26 protein-coding genes are annotated in these 24,781 nt (G+C 68.9%); 7 read left to right on the top strand and 19 right to left on the bottom strand.

The window, feature by feature from the left end:
• Positions 1-26 precede the first annotated feature (26 nt).
• The 6 genes from hfq to dusB form a co-directional block, all read right to left on the bottom strand.
• Entirely contained in the window at positions 27-275 is a 249-nt protein-coding gene (gene hfq, locus ACWH43_RS11995; protein ID WP_055726983.1) for an RNA chaperone Hfq, read from the bottom strand.
• 215 nt (positions 276-490) lie between these two features.
• Positions 491-1,858, bottom strand: coding sequence for a nitrogen assimilation response regulator NtrX (gene ntrX, locus ACWH43_RS12000; protein WP_158445075.1), 1,368 nt, complete (start codon positions 1,856-1,858; stop codon positions 491-493).
• Complete coding sequence (locus tag ACWH43_RS12005; RefSeq protein WP_260348302.1) at positions 1,855-4,122, bottom strand: sensor histidine kinase NtrY-like; 2,268 nt, start codon at positions 4,120-4,122, stop codon at positions 1,855-1,857. Before ACWH43_RS12005 ends, ntrX begins: the two co-directional genes overlap by 4 nt.
• Before the next feature lie 224 nt (positions 4,123-4,346).
• Positions 4,347-5,798, bottom strand: coding sequence for a nitrogen regulation protein NR(I) (ntrC, locus tag ACWH43_RS12010; RefSeq protein ID WP_158445076.1), 1,452 nt, complete (start codon positions 5,796-5,798; stop codon positions 4,347-4,349).
• Between the two features lie 9 nt (positions 5,799-5,807).
• Complete coding sequence (locus ACWH43_RS12015; RefSeq protein WP_158445106.1) at positions 5,808-6,926, bottom strand: two-component system sensor histidine kinase NtrB; 1,119 nt, start codon at positions 6,924-6,926, stop codon at positions 5,808-5,810.
• A gap of 43 nt (positions 6,927-6,969) precedes the next feature.
• Positions 6,970-7,956, bottom strand: coding sequence for a tRNA dihydrouridine synthase DusB (gene dusB, locus ACWH43_RS12020; protein ID WP_260348303.1), 987 nt, complete (start codon positions 7,954-7,956; stop codon positions 6,970-6,972).
• A gap of 182 nt (positions 7,957-8,138) precedes the next feature.
• On the opposite strand from dusB, the gene ACWH43_RS12025 reads away from it, so the two are divergent.
• Positions 8,139-9,341, top strand: coding sequence for a bifunctional 2-C-methyl-D-erythritol 4-phosphate cytidylyltransferase/2-C-methyl-D-erythritol 2,4-cyclodiphosphate synthase (locus ACWH43_RS12025; RefSeq protein ID WP_158445108.1), 1,203 nt, complete (start codon positions 8,139-8,141; stop codon positions 9,339-9,341).
• A 4-nt stretch (positions 9,342-9,345) separates the two neighbouring features.
• Complete coding sequence (locus ACWH43_RS12030; RefSeq protein ID WP_158445077.1) at positions 9,346-9,843, top strand: CinA family protein; 498 nt, start codon at positions 9,346-9,348, stop codon at positions 9,841-9,843.
• 152 nt (positions 9,844-9,995) lie between these two features.
• Here ACWH43_RS12030 and ACWH43_RS12035 read toward each other — a convergent pair whose 3' ends face one another.
• The 5 genes from ACWH43_RS12035 to ACWH43_RS12055 form a co-directional block, all read right to left on the bottom strand.
• Positions 9,996-10,466, bottom strand: a complete 471-nt coding sequence (locus ACWH43_RS12035) for a type II toxin-antitoxin system RatA family toxin (protein WP_158445078.1) — start codon at positions 10,464-10,466, stop codon at positions 9,996-9,998.
• Between the two features lie 12 nt (positions 10,467-10,478).
• On the bottom strand, positions 10,479-11,486 hold the full coding sequence (gene lipA / locus ACWH43_RS12040) for a lipoyl synthase (protein WP_260348304.1): 1,008 nt from the start codon (positions 11,484-11,486) through the stop codon (positions 10,479-10,481).
• A 110-nt stretch (positions 11,487-11,596) separates the two neighbouring features.
• Positions 11,597-11,875 carry a GlsB/YeaQ/YmgE family stress response membrane protein gene (locus ACWH43_RS12045; RefSeq protein WP_158445080.1) on the bottom strand — a complete coding sequence of 93 codons (279 nt, stop codon included), beginning with the start codon at positions 11,873-11,875 and terminating at the stop codon, positions 11,597-11,599.
• A gap of 98 nt (positions 11,876-11,973) precedes the next feature.
• Positions 11,974-12,324, bottom strand: a complete 351-nt coding sequence (locus ACWH43_RS12050) for a winged helix-turn-helix domain-containing protein (protein ID WP_158445081.1) — start codon at positions 12,322-12,324, stop codon at positions 11,974-11,976.
• A 9-nt stretch (positions 12,325-12,333) separates the two neighbouring features.
• Positions 12,334-12,852 carry a GAF domain-containing protein gene (locus ACWH43_RS12055; protein ID WP_158445082.1) on the bottom strand — a complete coding sequence of 173 codons (519 nt, stop codon included), beginning with the start codon at positions 12,850-12,852 and terminating at the stop codon, positions 12,334-12,336.
• 108 nt (positions 12,853-12,960) lie between these two features.
• Between ACWH43_RS12055 and ACWH43_RS12060 the strand changes: the two genes are divergently transcribed.
• Entirely contained in the window at positions 12,961-13,371 is a 411-nt protein-coding gene (locus ACWH43_RS12060) for an NUDIX hydrolase (RefSeq protein WP_158445083.1), read from the top strand.
• Positions 13,372-13,380: 9 nt separating this feature from the next.
• The gene (locus ACWH43_RS12065; protein WP_158445084.1) at positions 13,381-14,175 is read left to right on the top strand and encodes a class I SAM-dependent methyltransferase; all 795 of its coding nucleotides are present in this window, start codon (positions 13,381-13,383) and stop codon (positions 14,173-14,175) included.
• 85 nt (positions 14,176-14,260) lie between these two features.
• Here the strand turns inward: ACWH43_RS12065 and ACWH43_RS12070 are convergent, their stop codons facing one another.
• The 7 genes from ACWH43_RS12070 to ACWH43_RS12100 form a co-directional block, all read right to left on the bottom strand.
• The gene (locus ACWH43_RS12070) at positions 14,261-14,581 is read right to left on the bottom strand and encodes an SUF system Fe-S cluster assembly protein (protein WP_375797011.1); all 321 of its coding nucleotides are present in this window, start codon (positions 14,579-14,581) and stop codon (positions 14,261-14,263) included.
• 98 nt (positions 14,582-14,679) lie between these two features.
• Complete coding sequence (locus tag ACWH43_RS12075; RefSeq protein WP_158445085.1) at positions 14,680-15,933, bottom strand: cysteine desulfurase; 1,254 nt, start codon at positions 15,931-15,933, stop codon at positions 14,680-14,682.
• 3 nt (positions 15,934-15,936) lie between these two features.
• The gene (locus ACWH43_RS12080) at positions 15,937-16,143 is read right to left on the bottom strand and encodes a tautomerase family protein (protein ID WP_158445086.1); all 207 of its coding nucleotides are present in this window, start codon (positions 16,141-16,143) and stop codon (positions 15,937-15,939) included.
• The gene (gene sufD, locus ACWH43_RS12085) at positions 16,143-17,492 is read right to left on the bottom strand and encodes a Fe-S cluster assembly protein SufD (protein WP_158445087.1); all 1,350 of its coding nucleotides are present in this window, start codon (positions 17,490-17,492) and stop codon (positions 16,143-16,145) included. The genes ACWH43_RS12080 and sufD overlap by 1 nt, the downstream gene beginning before the upstream one ends.
• Entirely contained in the window at positions 17,493-18,245 is a 753-nt protein-coding gene (sufC, locus tag ACWH43_RS12090) for a Fe-S cluster assembly ATPase SufC (protein ID WP_158445088.1), read from the bottom strand. It abuts the gene before it with no gap.
• 112 nt (positions 18,246-18,357) lie between these two features.
• Positions 18,358-19,830: a Fe-S cluster assembly protein SufB gene (gene sufB, locus ACWH43_RS12095; RefSeq protein ID WP_158445089.1), complete on the bottom strand. Its 1,473-nt coding sequence runs from the start codon at positions 19,828-19,830 to the stop codon at positions 18,358-18,360.
• A gap of 60 nt (positions 19,831-19,890) precedes the next feature.
• Complete coding sequence (locus ACWH43_RS12100) at positions 19,891-21,096, bottom strand: cysteine desulfurase family protein (RefSeq protein ID WP_158445110.1); 1,206 nt, start codon at positions 21,094-21,096, stop codon at positions 19,891-19,893.
• 293 nt (positions 21,097-21,389) lie between these two features.
• Between ACWH43_RS12100 and ACWH43_RS12105 the strand changes: the two genes are divergently transcribed.
• Entirely contained in the window at positions 21,390-22,061 is a 672-nt protein-coding gene (locus ACWH43_RS12105; protein WP_089175548.1) for an alpha/beta hydrolase, read from the top strand.
• A gap of 9 nt (positions 22,062-22,070) precedes the next feature.
• On the opposite strand, the gene gcvA is transcribed toward ACWH43_RS12105, so the two are convergent.
• Positions 22,071-23,024: a transcriptional regulator GcvA gene (gcvA, locus tag ACWH43_RS12110; RefSeq protein ID WP_158445090.1), complete on the bottom strand. Its 954-nt coding sequence runs from the start codon at positions 23,022-23,024 to the stop codon at positions 22,071-22,073.
• Between the two features lie 125 nt (positions 23,025-23,149).
• Between gcvA and ACWH43_RS12115 the strand changes: the two genes are divergently transcribed.
• Together ACWH43_RS12115 and tyrS are read left to right on the top strand one after the other, a co-directional pair.
• Positions 23,150-23,377, top strand: a complete 228-nt coding sequence (locus tag ACWH43_RS12115) for a DUF1127 domain-containing protein (RefSeq protein ID WP_260348305.1) — start codon at positions 23,150-23,152, stop codon at positions 23,375-23,377.
• Between the two features lie 125 nt (positions 23,378-23,502).
• On the top strand, positions 23,503-24,756 hold the full coding sequence (gene tyrS / locus ACWH43_RS12120; protein ID WP_158445092.1) for a tyrosine--tRNA ligase: 1,254 nt from the start codon (positions 23,503-23,505) through the stop codon (positions 24,754-24,756).
• Positions 24,757-24,781 lie beyond the last annotated feature (25 nt).

The raw sequence follows: 24,781 nt of genomic DNA on the forward strand, positions 1-24,781 counted from the left end.
TGCTGTCTGCGCGGCGAGCCGCCAAGTCAGTTCTTGTCCGTGTCCTCGGGCTCGAACAACTGCACGGGATGCCCCGGCATGATGGTCGAGATCGCGTGCTTGTAGACGAGCTGCGAGTGGCCGTCACGCCGCAGCAGCACGCAGAAATTGTCGAACCAGGTGACCACGCCCTGCAGCTTGACGCCGTTGACGAGGAAGATCGTCAGCGGAATCTTCTGCTTGCGAACGTGATTGAGGAACGTGTCCTGAAGGTTTTGAGCCCGCTCTGCGGCCATGGGTAGTCCCTGTTGTTGGGATCGCCGATCGGATTGTATCCGCGATCCAGTTCGTCCCGTTCTGGTCGGCAAGCCACCTTGCCGACCGCGGGACACCGACGACACATTAGATCGTCGACTTCGCACGCAACGCAAGTGCAGCAAAGCCGTGTTTTCGGGCATCGCATCTGCGTTTCGCGCAAATGCGCATGCGTTCGGCGCCTGACATGCGCCCGTCAGCCGACGCCGAGCGACTTCAGTTTGCGGTGCAGCGCGGAGCGTTCCATGCCGATGAACTCGGCCGTGCGCGAGATATTCCCCGAGAAGCGCGCGATCTGCGCGATCAGATATTCGCGCTCGAAGATCTCGCGGGCGTCGCGCAGCGGCAGGCTCATCAGCCGCTCGCCGCCGGTGCCGGAAGGCGTCGTCGGCACCATGGCGCCGACCTCGGCGGGCAGCATCTCGACCGTGATCTCCGCGGTCGGGTCGCCCTTGGTCAGGATCATCAGCCGCTCGACATTGTTGCGCAGCTCGCGGACGTTGCCCGGCCATTCATGCGATTGCAGCACGGCCATCGCGTCCGAGCCGATCCGGCGCCTGGGCAGGCCGGTGGCGATCGAGATCTGCTCCATGAAGAACTCGATCAGCTCCGGCACGTCCTCGCGCCGCTCCGACAGCGGCGGCACCTTGACCGGCACGACGCCGAGCCGGTGGTAGAGGTCCTCGCGGAAGCGCCCGTCGGCGATGAGCTGCGCCAGGTCGCGGCTGGACGAAGAGATGATGCGCACGTCGACATGGACGCGCGTCGCCCCGCCGACCCGCTGGAAATTCTGGTCGACCAGCACGCGCAGGATGCGGTTCTGCGTCTCGCGCGGCATGTCGCCGATCTCGTCGATATAGAGCGAGCCGCCATGCGCCTCCTCCAGCGCGCCGACGCGGCGCGAGCGCCCGTCGCCGCCCTCGACGCCGAAGAGCTCCTCCTCCATCGTCTCGGGCGTGATCGTCGCCGCGTTGATGACGATGAAGGGCCCTGTCGAGCGGCTGGAGGCCTCGTGCAGCGTGCGCGCGGCGAGCTCCTTGCCGCAGCCGGGCTCGCCGGTGATGAGGACGCGCGCATTGGTCGGCGCGACGCGCTCGATCGTCTGGCGGAGCTGGTTGATCACCGTCGAGCGGCCGACGATGCGGCTGGCCTGGACGGAGCGGGTCTTGAGCTCGCGGACCTCCCGGCGCAGGCGCGAGGCCTCCAGCGCCCGCTCGGCGACCAGGACCAGGCGGTCGGCCTTGAACGGCTTCTCGATGAAGTCGTAGGCGCCGCTGCGGATCGCCGAGACGGCGGTCTCGATGTTGCCGTGGCCGGAGATCATCACGACGGCGAGGTCGGGATGGCTCTCCTTGATCAGCTCCAGCACCTGCAGCCCGTCGAGGCGGCTGCCCTGCAGCCAGATGTCGAGAAAGACCAGATTCGGCCGGCGCGCGGCGATCGCCGCCAGGGCCTCGTCGGCCGAGCCCGCCTTGCGGGTCCGGTAGCCCTCGTCTTCGAGAAGGCCGGCGACCAGATCGCGGATATCGACCTCGTCGTCCACCACCAGGATGTCAGCACTCATAGGCGTGTCCCATTCTGCATGTCGTGCTCGGGCGCGTCGTCCGCCACCGGGGCGGCCTCCTCGCCGCTATCGGCCTCCTGAACCGGGCCTGTTTCGGGGAACCAGAGGCGGACCCGCGCGCCGCGCGCGCCGTCGGGGCGGTCGAGCAGCTCGATGCCGCCGCCATGGTCCTCCAGGATCTTGCCGACGATGGCGAGGCCGAGGCCGGTGCCGCCCTCGCGCGTCGTCATATAGGGCTCGAGCAGCTTCTGGCGCTGGTCGGCGGGCAGGCCCTTGCCGTTGTCGGTGACGTCGATGACGATCCGTCCGTCCTCCCGGCGCTCGAACCTGACCTGGATCAGCCCCTGCCCCCGCTCCTCCGGCGGCACGGCCTCGATGGCCTCGGTCGCGTTCTTGACGACATTGGTGAGCGCCTGCGAGATCAGGCGGCGGTCGAAGCGGGCGAGCACGGCCTCGGCCGGCAGGTTCTCCTCGATCCGCGCCTGGGGATGGCCCACGCGCCAGAGGAAGACGATCTGGCGGACGGTCTCGACGATGTCCTCGCGCAGCAGCGCCGGCTTCGGCATGCGGGCGAAGGAGGAGAACTCGTCGACCATGCGCCGGATATCCTCGACCTGCCGGACGATCGTCTCGGTGCACTGGTCGAAGACCTCCTTGCCATCGGTGATGACCTTGCCGAAGCGGCGCTTGATGCGCTCGGCCGAGAGCTGGATCGGCGTCAGCGGGTTCTTGATCTCATGGGCGATGCGCCGGGCGACATCGGCCCAGGCCGCCGTGCGCTGCGCCGAAACCAGATCGGTGATGTCGTCGAGCGTCACCACGAGGCCGGCATTGACGCCCTCGCCCTCGTGCACGGCCCGGACATTGACCACCCGGTCCTGCCCCGCCCGGGCGATCGTCACCTGGCCGGAGCTGTGGCGCAGGCGCCCCTGCAAGGCATCGGCGACGAAGCTCGCCACCTCCGGCGCGACATCGGCGATCGGCTGGCCGAGCAGCCGCCCGCCGCTGCCGATCAGGCTCTCGGCCGAACGGTTGATGATGGTGATGTGGCCTTCGCCGTCGAGGCTGAGCACGCCGGAGGAGACGCCGGCCAGCACGGTCTCGGTGAAGCGCCGGCGCCGGTCGATGACCTCGCTCGCCGTCACCAGCCCGTCGCGCTGCCGGCGCAGCTCCGCCGTCATCTTGTTGAAGGTCTCGCCGAGATGGGCGAGGTCGCCCTCGGAACGTTTGATCGGCACCTGCACATAGAAGTTTCCGCTCGAGACCTGGTCGGCGGCATGGATCATCCGCCGGATCGGCGCGACCAGCCGGTTGGCGAAGCTGAGCCCGAACCAGATCGCCGAGAGCAGCAGGATCAGCGCGATCAGGCCGTACATCGAGGCGAAGGCGATCTGGACGCCCTTCCGGCGCGCGTCGATCGAGAGATATTCGACCGCGGCCCCGCGCGCGACCGCCGGGAACTCGACCGCCAGCGGGTCGACCTCGCGGGCGATGTAGAGGAAATTGCTGTCGTAGTTCGGCAGCTTCATCAGCGCGCCGAAGACGCGGCTGCTGCGCGGAATCACGCAGATCGGATCGGAGGAGGCCTGCGCGTCGTCGAAAGCCGCCTGGTCCGGCTTCGGCGGGTCCTTGAGCACGTCGATATTGGCGCGCGCGATCGTCTTGTCCGGCGCCTGCATGATCGCCGCGACCGGCACGCCGAGCGCTGTCGCCCGCGCCGTGATGAAGCTGTCGAACCATTTGCGGTCGACGTCGAAGGCCGGCTTCGCGCGCGTCAGGTCGTCGGCCAGGATGCGGATCTCGCGGCCGAGCGACTTGCACTGGCTGGCGGCATAGGCGTCCGCCACCTCGACCGATTTGAAGATGGCGTCGCGCATCCGGTCCGAGAACCAGGGCTCCAGCCCGCGCTCGATCGTCACGGTGGCGATGACGGCCACGAGAATCGCCGGCAGCGCCGCGATGAAGCTGAACAGGCCGACGATCCGGACATGCAGCCCGGCCGCCGCCGCCCCCGCCTTGCGGGCGCGGATCAGCACCGCCGCCTCGAAGATGACGATCACCATCAGCGCCAGGATCAGCAGCGCGTTCAGCACGAAGACGCCGATGACGACCTCGTGCACCGGCGCGATCGGCGTCGCGCCCGACAGCACAAGGAAGGTCAGCAGCGCGGAGACCAGGGCCAGGACGACAATGATTCCGCCGATCCACCCCGAGACGTGGCGCGGCTTCTCCTCGGCACGCGGCACGATTCTGGTGTCACTCACGGAAACCGACACGATGTCTGACAACTCCAAGGCGCAAGCCGCACGACCGTCGCCGGTCGCGGGCGACACTGATGCGCCGACGCAACGGTGTTGTCAAAATATGACATAGACAAGGCAGGCCATCAGGCTCCGCGAAGCAATCCAGTGGGACGTCGAGCGCGGCCGCTCCTGGATCGCTTTGTCGCTTCGCCCCCGCAATGACGGCTGGAGCGGATTTTCAGTCGTCAGCGCGGCGTCCGTACCACCTGCATGTCGAGCTCGCGGATCTTCTTGCGCAGCGTGTTGCGGTTGAGCCCAAGCAGTTCCGCGGCGCGGATCTGGTTGCCGCGCGTGGCGGCGAGCGCGGCGGCGATCAAGGGCGGCTCGATCTCGCGCAGGATGCGGTGATAGAGGCCCGGAGGCGGGATGCTGTCGCCGAAGCCGCCGAAATACTGGCCGAGATGGCGCTCGACCGAGCCTGACAGCGTCTCCGCCCGTTCGGGCGCCGTGCCGGCGCCGAGGAAGCCAGGCGTCGCCGTGGCCGGCTGCAGTTCGGCCTCGACGATCGGCGCGGTGATGGTTTCCTGTGGATAGAGCGCGGCGAGCCGGCGCACGAGGTTCTCCAGCTCGCGGACATTGCCGGGCCAGCGATAGCGCCGCATCACGTCCATCGCCTCCGAATCGACCTGCTTGCGCGGCAGGCCCTCCTTCTCGACCAGCGAGAAGAAGTGGCGGACGAGATCCGGAATGTCCTCGATGCGCTCGCGCAGGGGCGGCAGCCGGATCGGCACCACGTTCAGCCGGAAGAACAGATCCTCGCGGAACAGGCCCTGGGCGATCGAGATGCGCAGATCCTTGTTGGTCGCGGCGACGATGCGGACATTGGTCTTGATCGGGGTGCGGCCGCCGACCGTGGTGTATTCGCCCTGCTGGAGGACGCGCAGCAGGCGGGTCTGCGCCTCCATCGGCATGTCGCCGATCTCGTCGAGGAAGAGCGTGCCGCCCTCGGCCTGCTCGAAGCGGCCGGACGAGCGGGTCAGCGCGCCGGTGAAGGCGCCTTTCTCATGGCCGAACAGCTCGGATTCGATGAGGTCCTTCGGGATCGCGGCCATGTTGATGGCGACAAAGGGGCCGTTCTTGCGCTTGCCGTAATCGTGCAGGGCGCGGGCCACCAGTTCCTTGCCGGTGCCGGATTCGCCGTTGATCATCACGGTCAGGTCGATCGGCATCAGCCGCGCCAGCGCCCGGTAGACGTCCTGCATCGCCGGCGAGCGGCCGATCAGCGGAATGTCCTCGGCCTCGCCCATCTGCGTTCGGGCGGCCTCCCCGCGCGGCCGCGACATGGCGCGCCCGACGATGGCGACCAGCTCCTTCAGGTCGAAGGGTTTCGGCAGATATTCATAAGCGCCGCGCTCGGAGGCCTTGATCGCAGTCATGAAGGTGTTCTGCGCGCTCATCACGATGATCGGCAGCTCCGGCCGCACCCGCTTGATCCGCGGCAGCAGGTCGAAGGCGTTGCCGTCCGGCATCACGACGTCGGTGATGATGAGGTCGCCCAGCCCCTGCGCCGCCCAGGTCCAGAGCGTCGCCGCCTGCCCGGTCGTCCTGACCTCGTAGCCGGCCCGGGCGAGAGCCTGGTTGAGGACCGTGCGGATCGCGGCGTCGTCGTCGGCTACGAGGATGTTCCCGGTCGGCATGGGTTCGCGTCAGCCTTGCGTTGTCTGCCCCGGGCGCTGATGCAGGGGCAGGAGGATCCTGAAACTGGTGCGGCGCGGCACGGATTCGCATTCGACGATGCCGCCGTGATCGCCGATCACCTTGGCGACGAGTGCAAGTCCAAGGCCACTTCCCTGCGCCTTGGTGGTGACGAAGGGATCGAAAAGGTGCTGGAGCAGGTCCGCCGGCACGCCCGGACCGTTGTCGCGGACCACGATCTCCAGCGGCAGCGCGATGCGGTCCTGCGAGCCGGGCACCTGCATGCGGATGCCCGGGCGATAGGCGGTCGAGAGCGTGATCTCGCCATCGGCCGCCTCGTCGCCCACGGCCTCGGCCGCGTTCTTCACCAGATTGAGCAGGACCTGGACGAGCTGGTCGCGATTGCCCGCCACCGGCGGCAGCGACGGGTCGTAGACCTCGACGAAGCGGATATGCCGGGCGAAGCCGGACTGGGCCAGGCGCTTCACATGGTCGAGCACGTCATGGACGTTGACGGCGTCGCGCTCGCTCGGGCGCTCGTCGCCGAAGAGCTCGACGCGCTCGACCAGTTTCACGATCCGGTCGGTCTCGTCGCAGATGAGCTGGGTCAGCATCCGGTCGGCGTCCGGGATCGAGCCCTCGAGCAATTGCGCCGCGCCGCGGATGCCGGAGAGCGGGTTCTTGATCTCATGGGCCAGCATGGCGCCCAGCGCCGTGATCGAACGGGCTGCCCCCCGATGCGTCAGTTGCCTGTCCATTTTTTCGGCAATTGTCCGTTCCTGCAGCATCAGCACGACGGCGCCGTCCAGCCTGGGCAGGGGGGCGGCGAAGACGTCGACGACGCGCTCGGTGCCGAGACGCGGCAGGCCGAGATCGAGCTTGTACTCGCTGACGCTGGCGCCGCGCCGGTTGACCTCCTCGACCAGCCCCAGCACCGGCGAGCCGAAGGGAAGCAGCTCGTCCAGCCTCTGCCGCTTCAGCAGCGCCGCGCTGGACTGAAGGAAATCCTCGGCCGCGATATTGGCGTAGAGGATCGCCTGTTCCTCGCCGATGACGAGGACGGGAATGGGCAGGACGCCGAGCGCCTGGGTCTCGATCGGATCGAGCCATTCGCCGTCCCGCGACCGGATGCGCTTCTCGACGATCGTCACCGCGATCCCCTTCGGTGCCGTTTCAGGCCGCTTCGCGGCGCTCGGTGGAGAACAGGCCCGTCAGCGCCGCGACGACCTGCCGCGGCTCCTCGGAGGTCAGGAGCAGCCGGCGGCGCTCCGGGTCGGCCTCGCAGCCCTCCGCCAGCGCGTCGTCGGCATAGGCCGCCAGATGCTTGCGGGCATGGCGCACGCCATGGGCGACGCCCATCAGCGCCAGCAATCCCTCGTAATGCTCGCGCGCCATGGCGAGCTTGTCCGCCAGCGTCACCGGCGGCGGCGGCAGGCCGTCGAGCCCGGCGCCGATCGCGCCGACCAGCCAGGGCCGGCCGAGCGCGGCGCGTCCGACCATGACGAAATCGGCGCCCGACTGGTCGAGGCAGCTCCGCGCATCGGCGACGTCGCGGATGTCGCCATTGGCGACGAGCGGGAAATCCCCGGCGGCCCTCACCGCCGCGATCGCCCGCCAATCGGCCCGGCCCTTGTAGAATTGCTGGCGGGTGCGGCCATGGACGGTGATCAGCCGCGCCCCCGCCGCGACGGCCCGGCGCGCCAGCTCGGGCGCGTTGCGCGAGGCGTCGTCCCAGCCGAGCCGCATCTTCACCGTCACCGGGATCGCGACCGCCGCCACGGCGGCCTCGACGAGGCTGACCGCATGGTCGAGGTCGCGCATCAGGGCCGAGCCGGCCCAGCCGCCCGTCACCTTCTTGGCCGGGCAGCCCATGTTGATGTCGACGATCGCCGCCCCGTTCGCCTCCGCCAGCCGCGCCGCCTCGCCCAGCCAGTGCGGATCGCAGCCGGCGAGCTGCACGACATGCGGCGAAACGCCCTGCCCCTCGGCGCGGATGCGCGCCTCCTCGCTGCCGCGCACGAACTCGTCCGACGCCACCATCTCGGAAACGACGACGCCGGCTCGGAAACGGGCGGCGATGCGGCGCATGACGATGTCCGTCACGCCCGACATCGGCGCCAGGAAGGCGCGGGACTGGATCGGGATACCGGCGATCTGCACGGGGCTACAGCCTGCTTTCGAGGCAATCTTCACCGTGCATATTTATTAGACATTGCTGCGTCTGCGCAAGCGTCTTGAGATTCATATTGCGATGCAACATCGCCGCACCCCCTGCCCCGGCGCCTTGGAATTGGCTATGGCTTGCGCCGACCGTCTTATTCCAGCCAGGACAAGGGCTCGTGTTGAACCGGATTGATCCCCCCGCCCCCATCGCCGCATTGCTCGTCGCCGCCGGACGCGGCCTGCGCGCCGGAACCGGCGAGCCGAAGCAGTACAGGCTGATCGACGGGCGCCCGGTTCTCGCCCAGGCGCTGGCGCCGTTCCTGGCGGAGCCCGCGATCGGGACGATCGCCGTCGTCATCGGCGAGGGCGACGAGGACCGCTACGCCAACGCCATCGCCGGGCTCGACCCGGCGCGGCTGGCGCAGCCGACCCTGGGCGGCGCCACCCGCCAGGCCTCGGTGCGGCGCGGCCTGCTGGCGCTCGCCCGCGAGGGCTTCGACGGGATCGTGCTGGTCCATGACGCCGCCCGCCCCTTCGTTTCGCCGGCACAGATCGGAGCGGCGATCCGCACGCTCGGCCCGAGCGGGCTTGCCGCCATCCCGGCCCTGCCGGTGACGGACACGATCAAGCGCACCGACGAGAACGGGCATATCGCGGAGACGCCGGCGCGCGACCGCCTGGTCAGCGTGCAGACCCCGCAGGCCTTCCGCTTCGGCCCGCTGCTGGCGGCGCATGAGGCGGCGGAGCGCGCGCTCCTGCACGGATTCACCGACGACGCGGCCCTGATGGAATGGGCTGGTCACCCGATCGCGACCTTTGAGGGCGACGCCGGCAACGTCAAGCTGACCCATCCCGAGGATTTCCTGCGGGCGGGCTCGCGCCACGGCAAGGTGCTCGTGACCCGTGTCGGCACCGGCTACGACGTCCACGCTTTCGGGGCGGGCGACCATGTCTGGCTCGGCGGCGTCAGGATCGGCCACGATCACGGGGTGCTGGCGCATTCGGACGGCGATGTCGGCCTCCACGCCCTGACCGACGCGTTGCTGGGGGCCCTCGCCGAGGGCGATATCGGCACGCATTTCCCGCCGAGCGACCCGCAATGGCGCGGCGCCGCCTCGGCGCAGTTCCTCGCCTTCGCCGCCTCCCGCGTCCGCGAGCGCGGCGGGCGGATCGACCATCTCGACCTCACAATCGTCTGCGAGGCGCCGAAGGTCGGCCCGCATCGCGAGGCCATCCGCGCCGAGATCGCCGCCATCGCCGGTATCGGGGTGGAGAGGGTGGCGATCAAGGCCACGACCTCGGAGCGGATGGGCTTCACCGGCCGGCGCGAGGGGCTCGCGGCGCTCGCGACGGCGACGATCCGCCTGCCCGAGGAGGAGTGACGCCATGTTCGACGCCGGCATCCGCACGCTTGCGGCCGAACTGCTCGCGCTCGGCGAGAAGCGCGGCTTCACCGTCGCGACGGTCGAATCCTGCACCGGGGGGCTGGTCTGCGGCGCGCTGACGGCGATCGCCGGCTCGTCCGCGATGGTGCTGGGCGGGCTCGTGACCTATGCCAACGAGGCCAAGGCGGCGCTGGCCGGGGTGCCGTCCGGGCTGATCGCGCAGCATGGCGCCGTCAGCGAGCCGGTGGCCCGCGCCATGGCCGAGGGAGGCCGGCAGCGCCTCGCCACAACCTTCGCGGTCTCGACCACCGGCGTCGCCGGCCCCGGCGGCGGCAGCGTCGAAAAGCCGGTCGGCCTCGTCCATTTCGCCTGCGCCGGCCCGTCCGGCACGCGCCATCGCGAACGCCGCTTCGGCGATCGGTCGCGTGACGAGATCCGTCGGCTGAGCGTGCTGGAAGCACTCGACCTGCTGCGCGAGACGGTGCTGGCCGGATCTTAGCCTCGTTTCGCCGGTCTCGCCCCCCGGCGAGCCTCCGGCCTTGCCTTCGGCAAGCCCGGGGGCAGACTCAGCCAAGCACTCCGGGGGGACGGGGCTGAACGTCTCGACCGGTCCCTGGAACGCCGCGTCGTTCCGCTCCTCGCAAGGACGGCTCAGGTGCCGAGGGCCGCCGCCCCGCGGCCATAGACCAGATCCGCCCGGCGCTCGAAGGCTTCCGAGAACTTGCGGAAGGCCTTGTCGAACATCGCGCCCATCAGCATGCCGAGCATGCGGCTGGCGAATTCGTAGGAGATGAAGAAGCCGACCTCGCAGCCCGCCTCGTGCGGCTTGAAGGTCCAGCGATTCTCCAGATGGCGGAACGGGCCGTCGACATATTCGACGAGGATCTTGAGATTGGCCGGGTCGAGCGTGACGCGGCTGGTGAAGGTCTCGCGGATCGCCTTGTAGCCGACCGTCATGTCGGCCAGCAGCACCTCGCCGCCATCCTCGCGCGGCGACCGTCGGCGCACCGCCAGCCCCTCGCAGAGCGGCAGGAACTGTGGGTATTTCTCGATATCCGCGACCAGCGCGAACATCTGCTCGGGTGAGTGCCTCACCCGGCGCGTGCTGTTGAACATCGGCATCGGGGAAAGCCGTCAGCCGCCGAGCTTCGCCGCGCGGTTCGCGCGCAGCCGGGCGAAATCCTCGCCGGCATGGTGCGAGGAACGCGTCAGCGGCGTCGAGGACACCATCAGGAAGCCCTTGGCGTAGGCGATCGTCTCGAAGCTCTTGAACTCGTCGGGCGTGACGAAGCGGATCACCGCATGGTGCTTGCGCGAGGGCGCGAGGTACTGGCCGATGGTCATGAAGTCGACCTCGGCCGAGCGCAGGTCGTCCATCAACTGCAGGACCTCGTTCCGCTCCTCGCCCAGGCCGACCATGATGCCCGACTTGGTGAAGATCGACGGGTCGATCTCCTTCACCCGCTGCAGCAGCCGGAGCGAATGGAAGTAGCGCGCGCCGGGGCGCACATTGAGATACTTGCCCGGCACGGTCTCGAGATTGTGGTTGAAGACGTCCGGCCTGGCCGCGACCACCACCTCGAGCGCGCCCGGCTTGCGCAGGAAGTCCGGGGTCAGGATCTCGATGGTCGTGCCCGGAGACGCCTTGCGGATGGCGTGGATCACGTCGGCGAAATGCTGCGCGCCGCCGTCCTTGAGGTCGTCGCGGTCGACCGAGGTGATGACGACATGCTCCAGCCCCAGCTTGGCGACGGCGTCCGCCACCTTGCGCGGCTCCTCCAGGTCGAGCGGCTGCGGCACCCCGGTCTTGACGTTGCAGAAGGCGCAGGCCCGCGTGCAGGTGTCGCCCATGATCATGAAGGTGGCGTGCTTCTTTTCCCAGCACTCGCCGATATTCGGGCAGCCGGCCTCCTCGCAGACCGTGACCAGCTTCTCGGCCTTCACGATCCTCTGCGTCTCGGCCCATTTCGGCGAGCCCGGGGCCTTGACCCGGATCCAGTCCGGCTTGCGCAGCACCGGGTTTTCCGGCCGCTTCTGCTTTTCGGGATGGCGCAACTCCGCCGCCGGCGGGCGCGGCTCGGCCTTCGGATTGCCGGCATTGGGCCGCGGATCGCGGTTCAGCAGGTCGAGAACAAGCGCCATATCGAGGTCCGGGCTTCAACAGCGGGAGCCGGCCGGGCCGGCCTCCCTTAGCTAATCTCCAAAGAGCGTTCCCGCAACCGCCCGGCGGCCGCGCGCGGCTCACGCGCGGTTCAACCGCGCCCGCGGGCCGCGTTCCAGATCACGATGATGACGACCGCGCCGGCCACGGCGGCGGTCAAGGTGCGCCAGAATCCGAAGATCGGCACCTCCAGCAGCTCCGCGAGCTTCGCGCCGACGAAGGAGCCCGCCACGCCGACCAGCATGTTGGTGAAGAGGCCGTGGTTCGACGAGGTCAGCCGCTCGGCGATCCAGCCGGCAATCAGACCGATCAGCAGCGTCATGAAGAAACCGTAGCCCGGCTGGGCCATGGTGGCGGCGAAGCTTTCCATCGAAGATCTCCTGCTGCATCGCGCGGCGCGCTTGCGGAGCGGCATGATAGCGGGATCGGCCGGAGAGGGAATGCCCCCGAGCGCCGGCACGGCAGGCGTCAGCCGGCCCCGCCAGACCCGATCTCCGCCTGGAGCGCCGCCAGATGCTCGGCCGCCGCATCGGCGGCCGCCCTTTCCACCGCGCGGAACCGCGTCACCAGCACCTCGCCCAGCCGGGTCAGGCGGGCGCCGCCGCCATTCCTGCCGCCGATCTGGCGCTCGACCACCGGCTGCCCGAACAGCGCGTTCAACTCCTCGACCAGCCCCCAGGCGCGCCTGTAGGACATTTCCATGGCGCGGCCCGCCGCCGAGATCGAGCCCAGCGCCGCGATCTTCTCGAGCAGTTCGATCTTGCCCGGCCCGATGCGGCCTTCCGGGTCGAGCTGGATGCGCAGGCTGAGCGACGGCACGGGCGGCCTCTAGGAGGCCCTGGCCAGAACGGGGGCCGGGGCCTGCGCGCAAGCCGCCAGATAGATCGCCGCGACCCGCTCGATGCCGCTCTGATCGGCCTCGTCGAAGCGCGCGCGGGAAGGACTGTCCAAATCGATCACGCCGATGACCTCGCCGGCGGCGATCAGCGGCACGACCAGCTCGGAGCGCGAGGCGGCGTCGCAGGCGATATGTCCTGGAAAAGCGTGGACATCCTCGACCAGAACCGACGCGCGGCGCGCCACCGCCGCGCCGCAGACGCCGGCGCCCACGGCGATGCGCACGCAGGCCGGCCGCCCCTGGAACGGCCCGAGCACGAGCTCGCCGTCGCGCATCAGGTAGAAACCGGCCCAGTTCAGCTCCGGCATCGTCTGGAACAGCAGGGCCGCGGTGTTGGCGGCGTTGGCGATCGGGTCGGGCTCGCCATGCAGCAGCGCTTCGAGCTGCTGGGCCAGCTCGCGATAGAATTCGGCCTTGTCCTCGGTCTTGATGTCCCGCGCTTCGAACATGATCATGCGTCCCTGAACCACCGGCCGATTCCTAGCACCATCGGCCGGGCTCCGCCATGACAGGCGAGGCGCCGCCCGCGCCGCGCCCGACGATCGGCCCGCTCGCCCATGCTTCCGTCCGGCCGCCTCATCCGCATCGCCGCCGCGTTGCTGACGGACGGTCGCGGGCGCCTCCTGCTGGTGAGGAAGCGCGGCACCGCGAGCTTCATGCAGCCGGGCGGGAAGATCGAGCCGCATGAGGAGCCGGGGGCGGCGCTGCTGCGCGAGCTGCGGGAGGAGCTGGGCCTGAGGGAACGGCGCGGGTCGCTGGCCCATCTCGGCACCCTGTCGGCGCCGGCCGCCAACGAGCCGGGCTTTACGGTGGAGGCGGAGCTGTTCCGGCTGGTTTCGGACGCGCTGCCGCAGCCTGCCGCGGAAATCGCCGAGATCGCATGGTTGTCCCCCGACGCGGCCATAACCGTCACATTGGCGCCATTGACCAACGACCATGTGCTTCCGCTATGGCGTTCCTGCCAGTGAGGTGACGAGATGGACGGCGACGACAGCCGGGCGGCGCGGCATGCGGATGGCAGCGCGGGCGATGCCGATTACGGCCGCATCGGGCGAGGCTATGCCTCCTATCGCCGGCCGGAGCCGGCGATCGCGGCGCAGATCGAGGCCGCGCTCGGGCCGGCCGGACGCATCCTCAATGTCGGAGCCGGCGCCGGCTCCTACGAGCCGCGCGGCCGCGACGTCACCGCCGTCGAGCCGTCCGCCTCGATGCGGGCGCAGCGCCCGGCCGAGATCGCCGCGGCCATCGACGCGGCCGCCGAGAGGCTGCCCTTTCCCGACAAGGCCTTCGACGCCGCCATGGCGACCTTCACCGTGCACCAGTGGCAGGATCTTGCTGCGGGGCTGCGCGAGATGCGGCGGGTGACGCGCGGGCCGGTGGTGATCCTGTCCTGCGATCCCGCGCTGGTGGAGGCGTTCTGGCTCGCGGACTACGCGCCGAAGGTGCTGGCCACCGAGGCCCGGCGCTATCCCGCGCTCGACCATATCGGCCAGGTGCTCGGCGGCAGCGTCGAGATCGCGCCCGTGGCGATCCCCCTCGCCTGCCGCGACGGCTTCAACGAGGCCTATTACGGCCGCCCGGAAAGCTTCCTCGACGAGGGCGCGCGTCTTGCCTGCTCGGCCTGGAGTTTCGTCGATGCGGCGGAAAACGCAGCTTCGATCTCGCGGCTGCGCGGCGATCTCGCTTCCGGCGCCTGGGACGCGCGCTACGGCGCCCTGCGCCGTCAGCCGAGCTATGACGGCTCTCTGCGGCTGGTGATCTCGCGAGGCTGAGCCGACGGCGACGCCGCAAAAGAAAGACCGCCTCCGATCGGAGACGGTCCCCATCTTCGCCAGGGCGGCGCGGACGGCCGCTCGCTCACCACATGTCGAGGGCGACACGCGCCTCGTCGGACATGCGCGACTGGTCCCAGGGCGGGTCGAAGGTCATGTTGACCGTCACCGCCGAGACGCCCTGCACCGTGCCGACGGCGTTCTCGACCCAGCCCGGCATCTCGCCGGCGACCGGGCAGCCGGGCGCGGTCAGCGTCATGTCGATGGTGACGTGGCGGTCGTCCGCGATGTCGACGCGGTAGATCAGGCCGAGCTCGTAGATGTCGGCCGGGATCTCAGGGTCGTAGACCGTCTTCAGCGCCGCGACGATGTCGTCGGTCAGCCGGTCGATCTCTTCGGGCGGCAGGGACGAGCCGGAGCCGACCTGCGGCTCGTTCGGCTTGTAGCCGTCTTCCTTCAGCTCGATGGGTTCGGACGTGGCCAAGGCTCTCGATCCTTGTTGTGTCAGGCGAACAGGCTCTCGGCCTTCCGCAGGGCTTCGACCAGCGCGTCCACTTCCTCCAGCGTGTTGTAGAGGCCGAAGGAGGCACGACAGGTCGATGTCACCCCATATCGTGCCAAAAGCGGCATCGCGCAATGGGTACCGGCGCGAACCGCGACGCCGGCGCGGTCGATCACCGTCGCGACGTCGTGGGCATGGGCGCCCTTCATCTCGAAGGCGACGATCGCGCCCTTCTCCCGCGCCCTGCCGAAGATGCGGATGGAGTTCATCGCGCCGAGCCGCTCCAGCGCATAGGCGCCGAGCTTCGCCTCATGGGCGGCGATGTTCTCGCGCCCGAGCGCCATCATGTAGTCGAGCGCGACGCCCAGCCCCACCGCCTCGACGATGGCCGGCGTGCCGGCCTCGAAGCGATGCGGCGGATCGTTATAGGTCACCGTATCCTCGGTGACGGTGACGATCATCTCGCCGCCGCCTTCATAGGGTGGCAGCCTGTCGAGCCATTTCTTGCGGCCCCAGAGCACGCCGGAGCCGGTCGGCCCATAGGTCTTGTGGCCGGTGAAGGCGTAGAAATCGCAGCCCAGCGCCTGTACGTCGACCGGCAGATGCACCGCCCCCTGGCTGCCGTCGACGACGAGCGGGATGCCATGCGCCCGGCAGATCTTCGCCACCTCGGCGATCGGGACGACGGTGCCGGTCGCGTTCGACATATGGGTCAGCGCCACGACCTTGGTGCGCGGCGAGATCAGCTTCTCGAATTCCTCGATGAGGAAATTGCCGTCCTCGTCGATCGGCGCCCATTTCAGCACGGCGCCGTGCCGCTCGCGCCAATAATGCCAGGGCACGATGTTGGAGTGATGCTCCAGGATCGAGACGATGATCTCGTCGCCCTCGCCGAGGTTCAGATGGCGTCCGAGCGAGGATGCGACGGTGTTGAGCGCCCCGGTCGAGGAGCGCGTGAAGACGACCTCTTCCAGATGCCTGGCGTTGAGGAAGCGGCGCGCACTTTCGCGAGCGGTTTCATAGGCTTCGGTCGAGGCGTTGGCGAGATAGTGCAGGCCGCGATGGACGTTGGCGTAGTCCTCGCGCATCAGCTTCGACATCGCCTCGATCACCGCGTTCGGCTTCTGCGCCGAGGCGGCGTTGTCGAGATAGACGAGCGGCTTGCCGTAGACCTCGCGCGACAGGATCGGGAAATCCCGCCGCACCGCCGCGACATCATAGGGCTTCAGCACGGGCTGGCCGGTGACCGCGTTCATCGTTCACGCCTTTCCGGAACCGGGCTGCCGGTCGGCGACGAGCGCCCCGGCATGCCCCCAATCCTCCCGCTCGATCTCCTGGATCACGATATGGGTGTTCTGCGGGTTCTTGCCGAGCACCTTCACCAGGGTCTCGGTGAACTCCTTGACGATCCGCGCCTTCTGCTCGCGCGTCGCGCCCTTCGTGATCTGGAGATTGACGTAGGGCATCAGACGGTACTCACCTCGGAGGCGGCCTCGCGAGCCTTGAGCCAGGCCTCGACCTCGCGCATCAGCCAGTCGCGCAGGTTCTCGTCGGCGACGAACGCGACCGCCTCGCCGGCGAAGGCCTGCAGCACCAGCGCCTCGGCCTGCGGGCGCGGCAGGCCGCGCGCCATCAGGTAGAAGAGCTGCTCGCCGTCGATCTGCGCCACCGTCGCGCCATGGCCGCAGACAACGTCGTCGGCGAAGATCTCGAGCTCCGGCTTGTTGTACATGGTCGCGCCGTCGTTCAGCAGCAGCGCGTTGCTCTTCATGCCGCCATCGGTCTTCTGCGCATGCGGGCGCACGATGACCTTGCCCTGGAAGACGCCGGTCGACTGGCCGCCGGCAATGGTCTTGAACAGCTCGCGGCTGGTGCCGTGCGGCACCTCGTGGTCGACGACCAGCGTCACGTCCGAGTGCTGCGCGCCGCCGAGCAGGTTCACCCCGCGCAAGCCGATCTCGCTGTGCTCGCCGGCGAAGCGGATGAAATGCTGCTGGCGCACCGTGCCGGCATTGGCGACCAGCGCGAAGGAATCGAACTTCGCCTGGGCTCCGACGGTCGCGAGCAGGCTCTGCACCTCGACGGTCGCCGCCTGCTGGCGGGTGACGATCCGCACATGCTGGATCTCGCTCTCCTCGCCGGTCTCGAAGACGATGGCGGCGTTGATCTGCTGAGCGGCGGCGCCGGCCGCTTCGCTGACCTCGACGATGGTGGCGCGGCTGCCCTGCGCGGCCAGCACGACCGAACGGTGGAACACCGCCCGCTCCTCCTCGCCGGAGGCGAGCGAGACGATCACGATCGGCTGCGCCAGCTCCCGGCCCTCGGCGATCTCGATGAAGACGCCGTCGCGCATCAGCGCGGTATTGAGCATGAGCCCGGCATCGTCGGCGGCGACCGACGGGCCGGAGAGGACCCGGTCCAGCCCCTCGCGCGGCGCGGCCAGGGCCTCGGCCAGCGACTGCACCGAGACGCCTTCGGGGATCGCGTCGAGGCTGGAGAGATCCGGCGCGAAGATGCCGTCGACCAGCACGAGGCGCAGCCCCTCGAGCCCGAGCGCCGCGAGCCTCGCCTCGACCGCGGCGGTGGCGACGCCGGCTCCGGCGAGCGGGCGCGCCTCGCGCAGCAGGGCGCGCAGGTCGGTATAGCGCCAGGATTCCAGCCGCCGGTGCGGCAGCCCCCTGGCCTCGAACCCGGCAAAGGCCTGCTCGCGCAATGCGCGCACGGCCGGTCCGCCGGGCAGCGCGGCCTTGCTGTCGGCATATTGCTGGACGAGCTGCTGCTCGGCCGCCGTCTTCAACGGGGTGACGATGGCCATTTACGCGGCCTCCCCATAGGCGGCATAGCCGCTCTTCTCGAGCTCCAGCGCCAGCTCCTTCCCGCCGGTCTTGACGATCCGGCCCTTCGACATGACGTGGACGGTGTCCGGCACGATGTGGTCGAGCAGGCGCTGGTAGTGGGTGATGACCAGGAAGCTGCGGTTCTTCGCACGCAAGGCGTTGACGCCCTCGGCGACGATGCGCAGCGCGTCGATGTCGAGGCCGGAATCGGTCTCGTCGAGAATGCACATGGACGGCGAAAGCAGAGCCATCTGAAGGATTTCCATGCGCTTCTTCTCGCCGCCAGAGAAGCCGACATTGAGCGGCCGGCGCAGCATGTCCTTGGCGATGCCGAGCTTGTCGGCCGCGGCGTTGACCTGCTTGATGAAGTCCGGCGTCAGCAGTTCGTCCTCGCCGCGCGCCTTGCGCTGGGCGTTCATCGCCGCCTTCAGGAAGGTCATGGTGGCGACGCCGGGGATCTCCAGCGGGTACTGGAAAGCGAGGAAGATGCCGGCGGCGGCGCGGGCATCGGCCTCCATCTCCAGCACGTTCTCGCCGTTGAGCAGGATCTCGCCGTCGAGGACCTCATAGTCCTCCTTGCCGGCGATGACATAGGACAGCGTCGACTTGCCGGAGCCGTTCGGCCCCATGATGGCGGCGACTTCGCCGTCGTTCACGGTGAGGTTGAGGCCGTTGAGGATCTGCTTGTCCTCGTCGGCGATCTTGACGGTGAGATTGCGGATTTCGAGCATTGTTCGTGTCCAGTGTTCTTGCCGCCGCAGGCCTTGGCCATATGCTAGGCGCCTGCGACTCGGGCGATTTAAGGAAAGACGTGTTGGCCGGGGCGAACCCGGCCGTAAAAGGTCAGCCGACCGAGCCTTCCAGCGAGATCGTGATCAGCTTCTGCGCCTCGACGGCGAACTCCATCGGGAGCTGCTGCAGCACCTCCTTGACGAAGCCATTGACGATCAGCGCCACCGCCTCCTCCTCGGAGAGGCCGCGCTGCTGGCAATAGAAGAGCTGGTCCTCGCCGATCTTCGAGGTCGTCGCCTCATGCTCGAAGATCGCGGTCGCGGTCTTGGCCTCGATATAGGGGATGGTGTGCGCGCCGCACTGGTCGCCGATCAGCAGCGAGTCGCAGTTCGTGAAGTTGCGCGCCCCGGTCGCCTTGCGATGGGCCGAGACCATGCCGCGATAGGTCGAGTCCGACTTGCCGGCCGCGATGCCCTTGGCGATGATCTTCGAGGTCGTGTTCCTGCCGAGATGCAGCATCTTGGTGCCGGAATCGACCTGCTGCATGCCGTTCGACACCGCGATCGAGTAGAACTCGCCGCGCGAGCCGTCGCCGCGCAGGATGCAGGACGGGTATTTCCAGGTGATCGCCGAGCCGGTCTCGACCTGCGTCCACGAGATCTTCGAGCGCTTGCCGCGGCAGTCGCCGCGCTTGGTCACGAAGTTGTAGATGCCGCCCTTGCCCTCGGCGTCGCCGGGGAACCAGTTCTGCACGGTCGAGTACTTGATCTCGGCATCGTCGAGCGCGATCAGCTCGACCACCGCGGCGTGGAGCTGGTTCTCGTCGCGCTTGGGCGCCGTGCAGCCTTCGAGATAGCTGACATAGGCGCCCTCGTCGGCGATGATCAGCGTACGCTCGAACTGGCCGGTGTTCTGCTCGTTGATGCGGAAATAGGTCGACAACTCCATCGGGCAGCGCACGCCCTTCGGCACATAGACGAAGGAGCCGTCGGTGAAGACCGCGCTGTTGAGGGTGGCGAAGTAGTTGTCCGTCACCGGCACGACGCTGGCGAGATACTTCCTGACCAGATCGGGATGTTCCTGGATCGCCTCGGAGATCGAGCAGAAGATCACGCCGGCCTTCTTCAGCTCCTCCTTGAAGGTCGTCACCACCGAGACGGAGTCGAACACCGCATCGACCGCGACGCGGTTCTCCGGCGCGACCCCGGCCAGGATCTCCTGCTCGCGCAGCGGGATGCCGAGCTTCTCATAGGTCGCCAGGATCGCCGGATCGACCTCGTCGAGCGACTTCGGCGAAGCGCCCGTCTTGGGGGCGGCGTAATAATAGAGGTCCTGGTAGTCGATCGGCGGATACTGGACGCGCGACCAGGTCGGCTCCGTCATCGTCTTCCAGCGGCGGAAGGCGTCGAGGCGCCATTCCAGCATCCATGCCGGCTCGTTCTTGCGCGCCGAGATATAGCGGACCGTGTCCTCGGTGAGGCCCTTGGCCGGCTTGTCGACTTCGACCTCGGTAACGAAGCCGTATTTGTACTCGGTCACGTCGATCGACTTGACCTGATCGATGGTCTCCTGGACCGCTGCCATGTTGACTCTCCTGTCGCGGGTTCAAGGCCCGCCGGTTCAGTTTCTTGTGTTGCGAAGCGCTCAGGCGGCAGCCCGGGCACCCCGATCGGTGTTTGCGGCCACGAGCTTGCCGTAGGCCGCGAGGAAAAGATCGATGTCCGCCTCGCAGGTGGTCCATCCGAGCGACGCCCGCAAGGCCCCTGCGCTCATGGCCGGGTCGACTTTCATGGCATCCAGCACATGCGAGCGCCTGACCTTGCCGGAGGAGCAGGCCGAGCCGGAGGACAGCGCCGCGCCCAGCAGGTCGAGCTTGATCAGCGCCGTCTCGGCCTTGAAGCCCGGCACGGCGAAGGCGGAGGTGTTGGGCAGGCGCGGCACCAGGCGGCCGAAGATCGCCGCTTCCGGCGCGAGGGCCAGCACGCCGGCCTCGAGCCTGTCGCGCAGCGCGGCAAGGCGGGCCGCTTCGGCCGGCAGAGCCTTCAGCGCGGAATCAGCCGCCGCGCCGAAACCGATGATTCCCGGAAGGTTTTCGGTTCCGGCGCGCCAGCCGCGCTCCTGCCCGCCGCCGCGCAGCGGCTTGTCGGCGAGTTCGAGCGCGCCGGTGCGGAAGACGATGGCGCCGATACCCTTCGGCCCGCCGATCTTGTGCGCCGAGAGCGTCAGCACGTCGGCGCCGAGCGCAGCGATGTCGATCGCGATCTTGCCGGCGGCCTGGACGGCGTCGCTGTGCAGCAGGCCGCCATGGCGATGGACGATCGCCGCGGCTTCGGCGACCGGCTGGATCACGCCCGTCTCGTTGTTGGCGAGATGGATCGAGACGAGCGCGCGGGCGCCGGGATTGCTCGCGGCGAAGCGCGCCAGCCGCGCGTCGAGCCAAGCGAGGTCGACACGCCCCTCGCCGTCGACCGGGATCTCCTCCGCCATGCCGGCCGGGAAACGGTGGCCGTCGCGCACGCAGGCATGCTCGGTCGCGCCGTGGAGCAGCAGCGAGGCCGGCGTCCTCACGCAGTCGCGCCCGCCGTCGCAATCCATCAGCCCGGGCGAGAGCACGGTGACGTTCGCCTCGGTGCCGCCGCTGGTGAAGACGACGTTCGAGGGCCTGGCGCCGACCAGCGCCGCGACCTGCTCGCGCGCCTGCTCCATGGCGCCGCGGGCGGCACGGCCTTCGCCATGGACGGAGGACGGGTTGCCGGGCAGCGACAGCGCATGCGCGACCGCCTCCACCACCTCGGGCCGGGCCGGGGTCGTGGCATTGTGGTCGAGATAGGCGCGTCCTGCCGTCACGATCCTGTCTGCTCCATCCTCGTCATCGCCGCGCCTCCGATACGAAATGCTTGAAATCGCACCTGTGCGCCGTGCTATAGCCGCCCATCCGAACCGGCCGGAACGGTCGAGACACGGTCCGCATCGCGCGATCGACCCTTTTGTTCTCGACCTGTTCACGGCTGTTAGAACTATTCTAAGCGCCCTTCATCTAGGGCGCGCAAGGTGGCGCCGTCAAGGGCGGCCGGGTTCCGAGTGGGCATGCGTCCGCTTTCTGCCCGCCCCCTGCCGGCGCTGCTGCAAGAAGCGGTGAGACGATGCCAGAGGTTATCTTCAACGGGCCCGCAGGGCGGATCGAAGGCCGCTACCAGCCGGCCAAGAAGCGGGGCGCGCCGCTGGCGATCATCCTGCATCCGCACCCGCAGTTCGGCGGGACGATGAACAACCAGATCGTCTACAACCTGTTCTACACCTTCGTGAACCGCGGCTTCTCGGCGCTGCGCTTCAATTTCCGCGGCGTCGGCCGCAGCCAGGGCCATTTCGACCATGGCGCGGGCGAGCTCTCGGACGCCGCCGCCGCGCTCGACTGGATGCAGGCGCTCAACCCCGAGGCCAAGAACTGCTGGATCGCGGGCGTGTCCTTCGGCGCCTGGATCGGCATGCAGCTCCTGATGCGCCGCCCGGAGATCGAGGGCTTCCTCTCGATCGCGGCGATGGCGAACCGCTACGACTTCTCCTTCCTGGCGCCCTGCCCGTCCTCCGGCCTGTTCGTGCACGGCTCGGAGGACCGCGTCGCGCCGGTCAAGGAGGTCATGGCCGTGATCGAGAAGGTGAAGACCCAGAAGGGCATCCAGATCGAGCATGCCGTGGTCGAGGGCGCCAACCACTTCTTCGACGGGCGCGTCGAGCAGCTCATGGAGCAGGTCGGCGCCTATCTCGATGCCAAGGTCGGGCCTGAGATCCTCAAGTCGGAGCAGGAGCAGCCCTGAGCCGCCGCCTCAGGACGAGGGGTGGATCAGCCCCTTGCTCCCGGCCATGACGGGCAGCGCCAGTTCCGCCGCCCGCGCCTCCGCCAGGATCCAGTCGCGGAACCGGCGGATCTTGTGCTCGCGCTGGCGCGCCGGCGGATAGACCAGCCAATAGGACCAGCGGTCGCGGATAGCGTGCTCGACCGCGAAGACGAGCCGCCCCGCCGCGATGTCGTAGGCGAAGAGCTCGGGCACGGCCATGGCCACGCCGTGGCCGCGCATCGCCGCCTGGACGTTCATCGCCTGCATCTCCAGCGACATCGCCAGCCCGCCCTGCCGGGGCGCGTCGAGGCCGAGATCGGCGAACCAGACCCTCCATGACGATTCCTCGGGGCTCAGCAGCGGCGCCCGCAGCAGGTCGGCCGGCTCGCGCAGGTGCAGCCGCTCGCGCAGCTCGGGCGTGCAGAGCGGCGCGTAATGGCAGGCGAACAGCTTCTCCGCCGCCACGCCGGGCCACCCGCCCGGGCCGTAGCGCAGGGCGAGATCGACCGCCTCGGTGGCGAAGTCGACCAGATGCTGCGAGGTGCGCACGCGCACGGCGACCTGCGGATTCTCGATCTGGAACTGCGCCAGCCGCGGCGACAGCCAGGTGATCGCCATCGTCTGCAGGGCCGAGATCGTCAGGGCGGTCCGGTTCTCCTCGCAGACCGCGCGGAACACGCTGCCGATATCGTGCAGCGCCCGGCTCAACGGGCCCGCCAGTCTCTGCCCGAGCGGCGTCAGCACCACCTGCCGCGGCTGGCGCAGGAACAGCGCCGCGCCGACCCGGTCCTCGAGCAGGCGGATCTGGTAGCTCACCGCCGCCTGCGTCATCCCGAGCTCCTCGCCCGCGCGCGTAAAATTCTGGTGCCGCGCCGCCGCCTCGAAGACGCGCACGGCCGCGAGCGGCGGGAGCTTCGGCGGGGGCGGAGGCGGTTCGGCCATGGCGGCAAGCATAAGGCACCCTTATGGCAGGCGGCAATCTTCCGCGTTGCGGCGGGGCGGCATCGGGCGGAGATTCAGCCTCGGATCAGCGGGCGTCGTCGCCCGCCCCTTGCGGGAACCGAACCATGACATGCCTCTCCCCTGCGGCGCCGCCGGACAGATCCGGCGGGCCTTCCCGGCTGCGCGCCTGGCTCCGGCTCTGGGCCCGGCAGCGCCGGTCGAGCCGCGCCGCGGACCATCTCGCCAGGCTGGACGATCGGGCGCTGCGCGATCTCGGGCTGCCGCGCGACATGGTGGAGCCGCCCGCGCCGCGGGACCCGGCCTTGCTCTGGCTGGTCCGGGCGCCCGGCTGAGGCGCCGGGCGTTCCCCGCGGGGCTGCCGCTTCGCGCGGGGCCGGCCGCGCAAAAGCGGTTTCCACTTTTCGGGCCGATGCTTTAGACGACGGCGGAACGACACCGATCAGATCGCAAAGCCGCCATGACCACCTACACGTCCGATTTCCTGCGCGTGCTCGACGAGCGCGGCCTCATCCATCAGGTTTCCGACCCGGAAGGCCTCGATGCGCTGTGCCGGCAGGGAACCCAGACCGCCTATGTCGGCTACGACGCGACAGCGACCTCGATCCATATCGGCAACCTCATCTCGTTGACGATGCTCTACTGGTTCCAGGAGACCGGCCACCGCCCGATCACGCTGATGGGCGGCGGCACCTCCATGGTCGGCGACCCCTCCTTCCGCGACGACCAGCGCAAGCTGCTGACCGTCGAGGAGATCGCGACCAATATCGAGAGCATCAAGCGCGTCTTCAGCCGCATCCTGCGCTATGGCGACGGGCCGACCGACGCGATCATGGCCAACAATGCCGACTGGCTGCTGAAGCTGAACTATGTCGCGTTCCTGCGCGAGGTCGGCCGGCATTTCTCGGTCAACCGCATGCTCTCCTTCGATTCGGTGAAGCTCAGGCTCGACCGCGAGCAGTCGCTGTCCTTCCTCGAATTCAACTACATGATCATGCAGGGCTACGACTTCGTCGAGCTCAACCGCCGCTATGGCTGCCGGCTGCAGATGGGCGGCTCGGACCAGTGGGGCAACATCATCAACGGCGTCGACCTCTCGCACCGGATGGGCGGTCCGCAGCTCTACTGCCTGACCACTCCGCTGCTGACGACCGCCTCGGGCGCCAAGATGGGCAAGACCGCCAACGGCGCGGTCTGGCTCAATGCCGACGTCTTCAGCCCCTATGATTTCTGGCAGTATTTCCGCAACACCGAGGACGCCGATGTCGGCCGCTTCCTCAAGGTGTTCACGCGGCTGCCGCTCGACGAGATCGCCCGGCTGGCGGCGCTGGGCGGCTCGGAGATCAACGAGGCCAAGAAGGTGCTGGCGACCGAGATCACCGCGATCGTCCATGGCCGCGAGGCGGCCGAGGCTGCGGCCGAGACGGCGCGCAAGACCTTCGAGGAAGGCGCGCTCGCCACCGACCTGCCGACCGTCGCGGTCCCGCGCGGCGAGATCGAGCCCGGCCTCGGCGTGCTCAGCGCCTTCGTCAAGGCGGGTCTGGTCCCCTCGACCGGCGAGGCCCGCCGCCAGGTCAAGGCCGGCGGCCTGCGCGTCAACGACGCCGTCGTCACCGACGAGCGCGCCCTGCTCGGCCTCGGCGATCTCACCTCGGACGGGGTGGTCAAGCTCTCCTTCGGCAAGAAGAAGCACGTCCTGCTGCGGCCGGAATAGCCGGCCGGCGCCGGCCGGCCGCTTC

This window comes from Allobosea minatitlanensis (assembly GCF_964020775.1).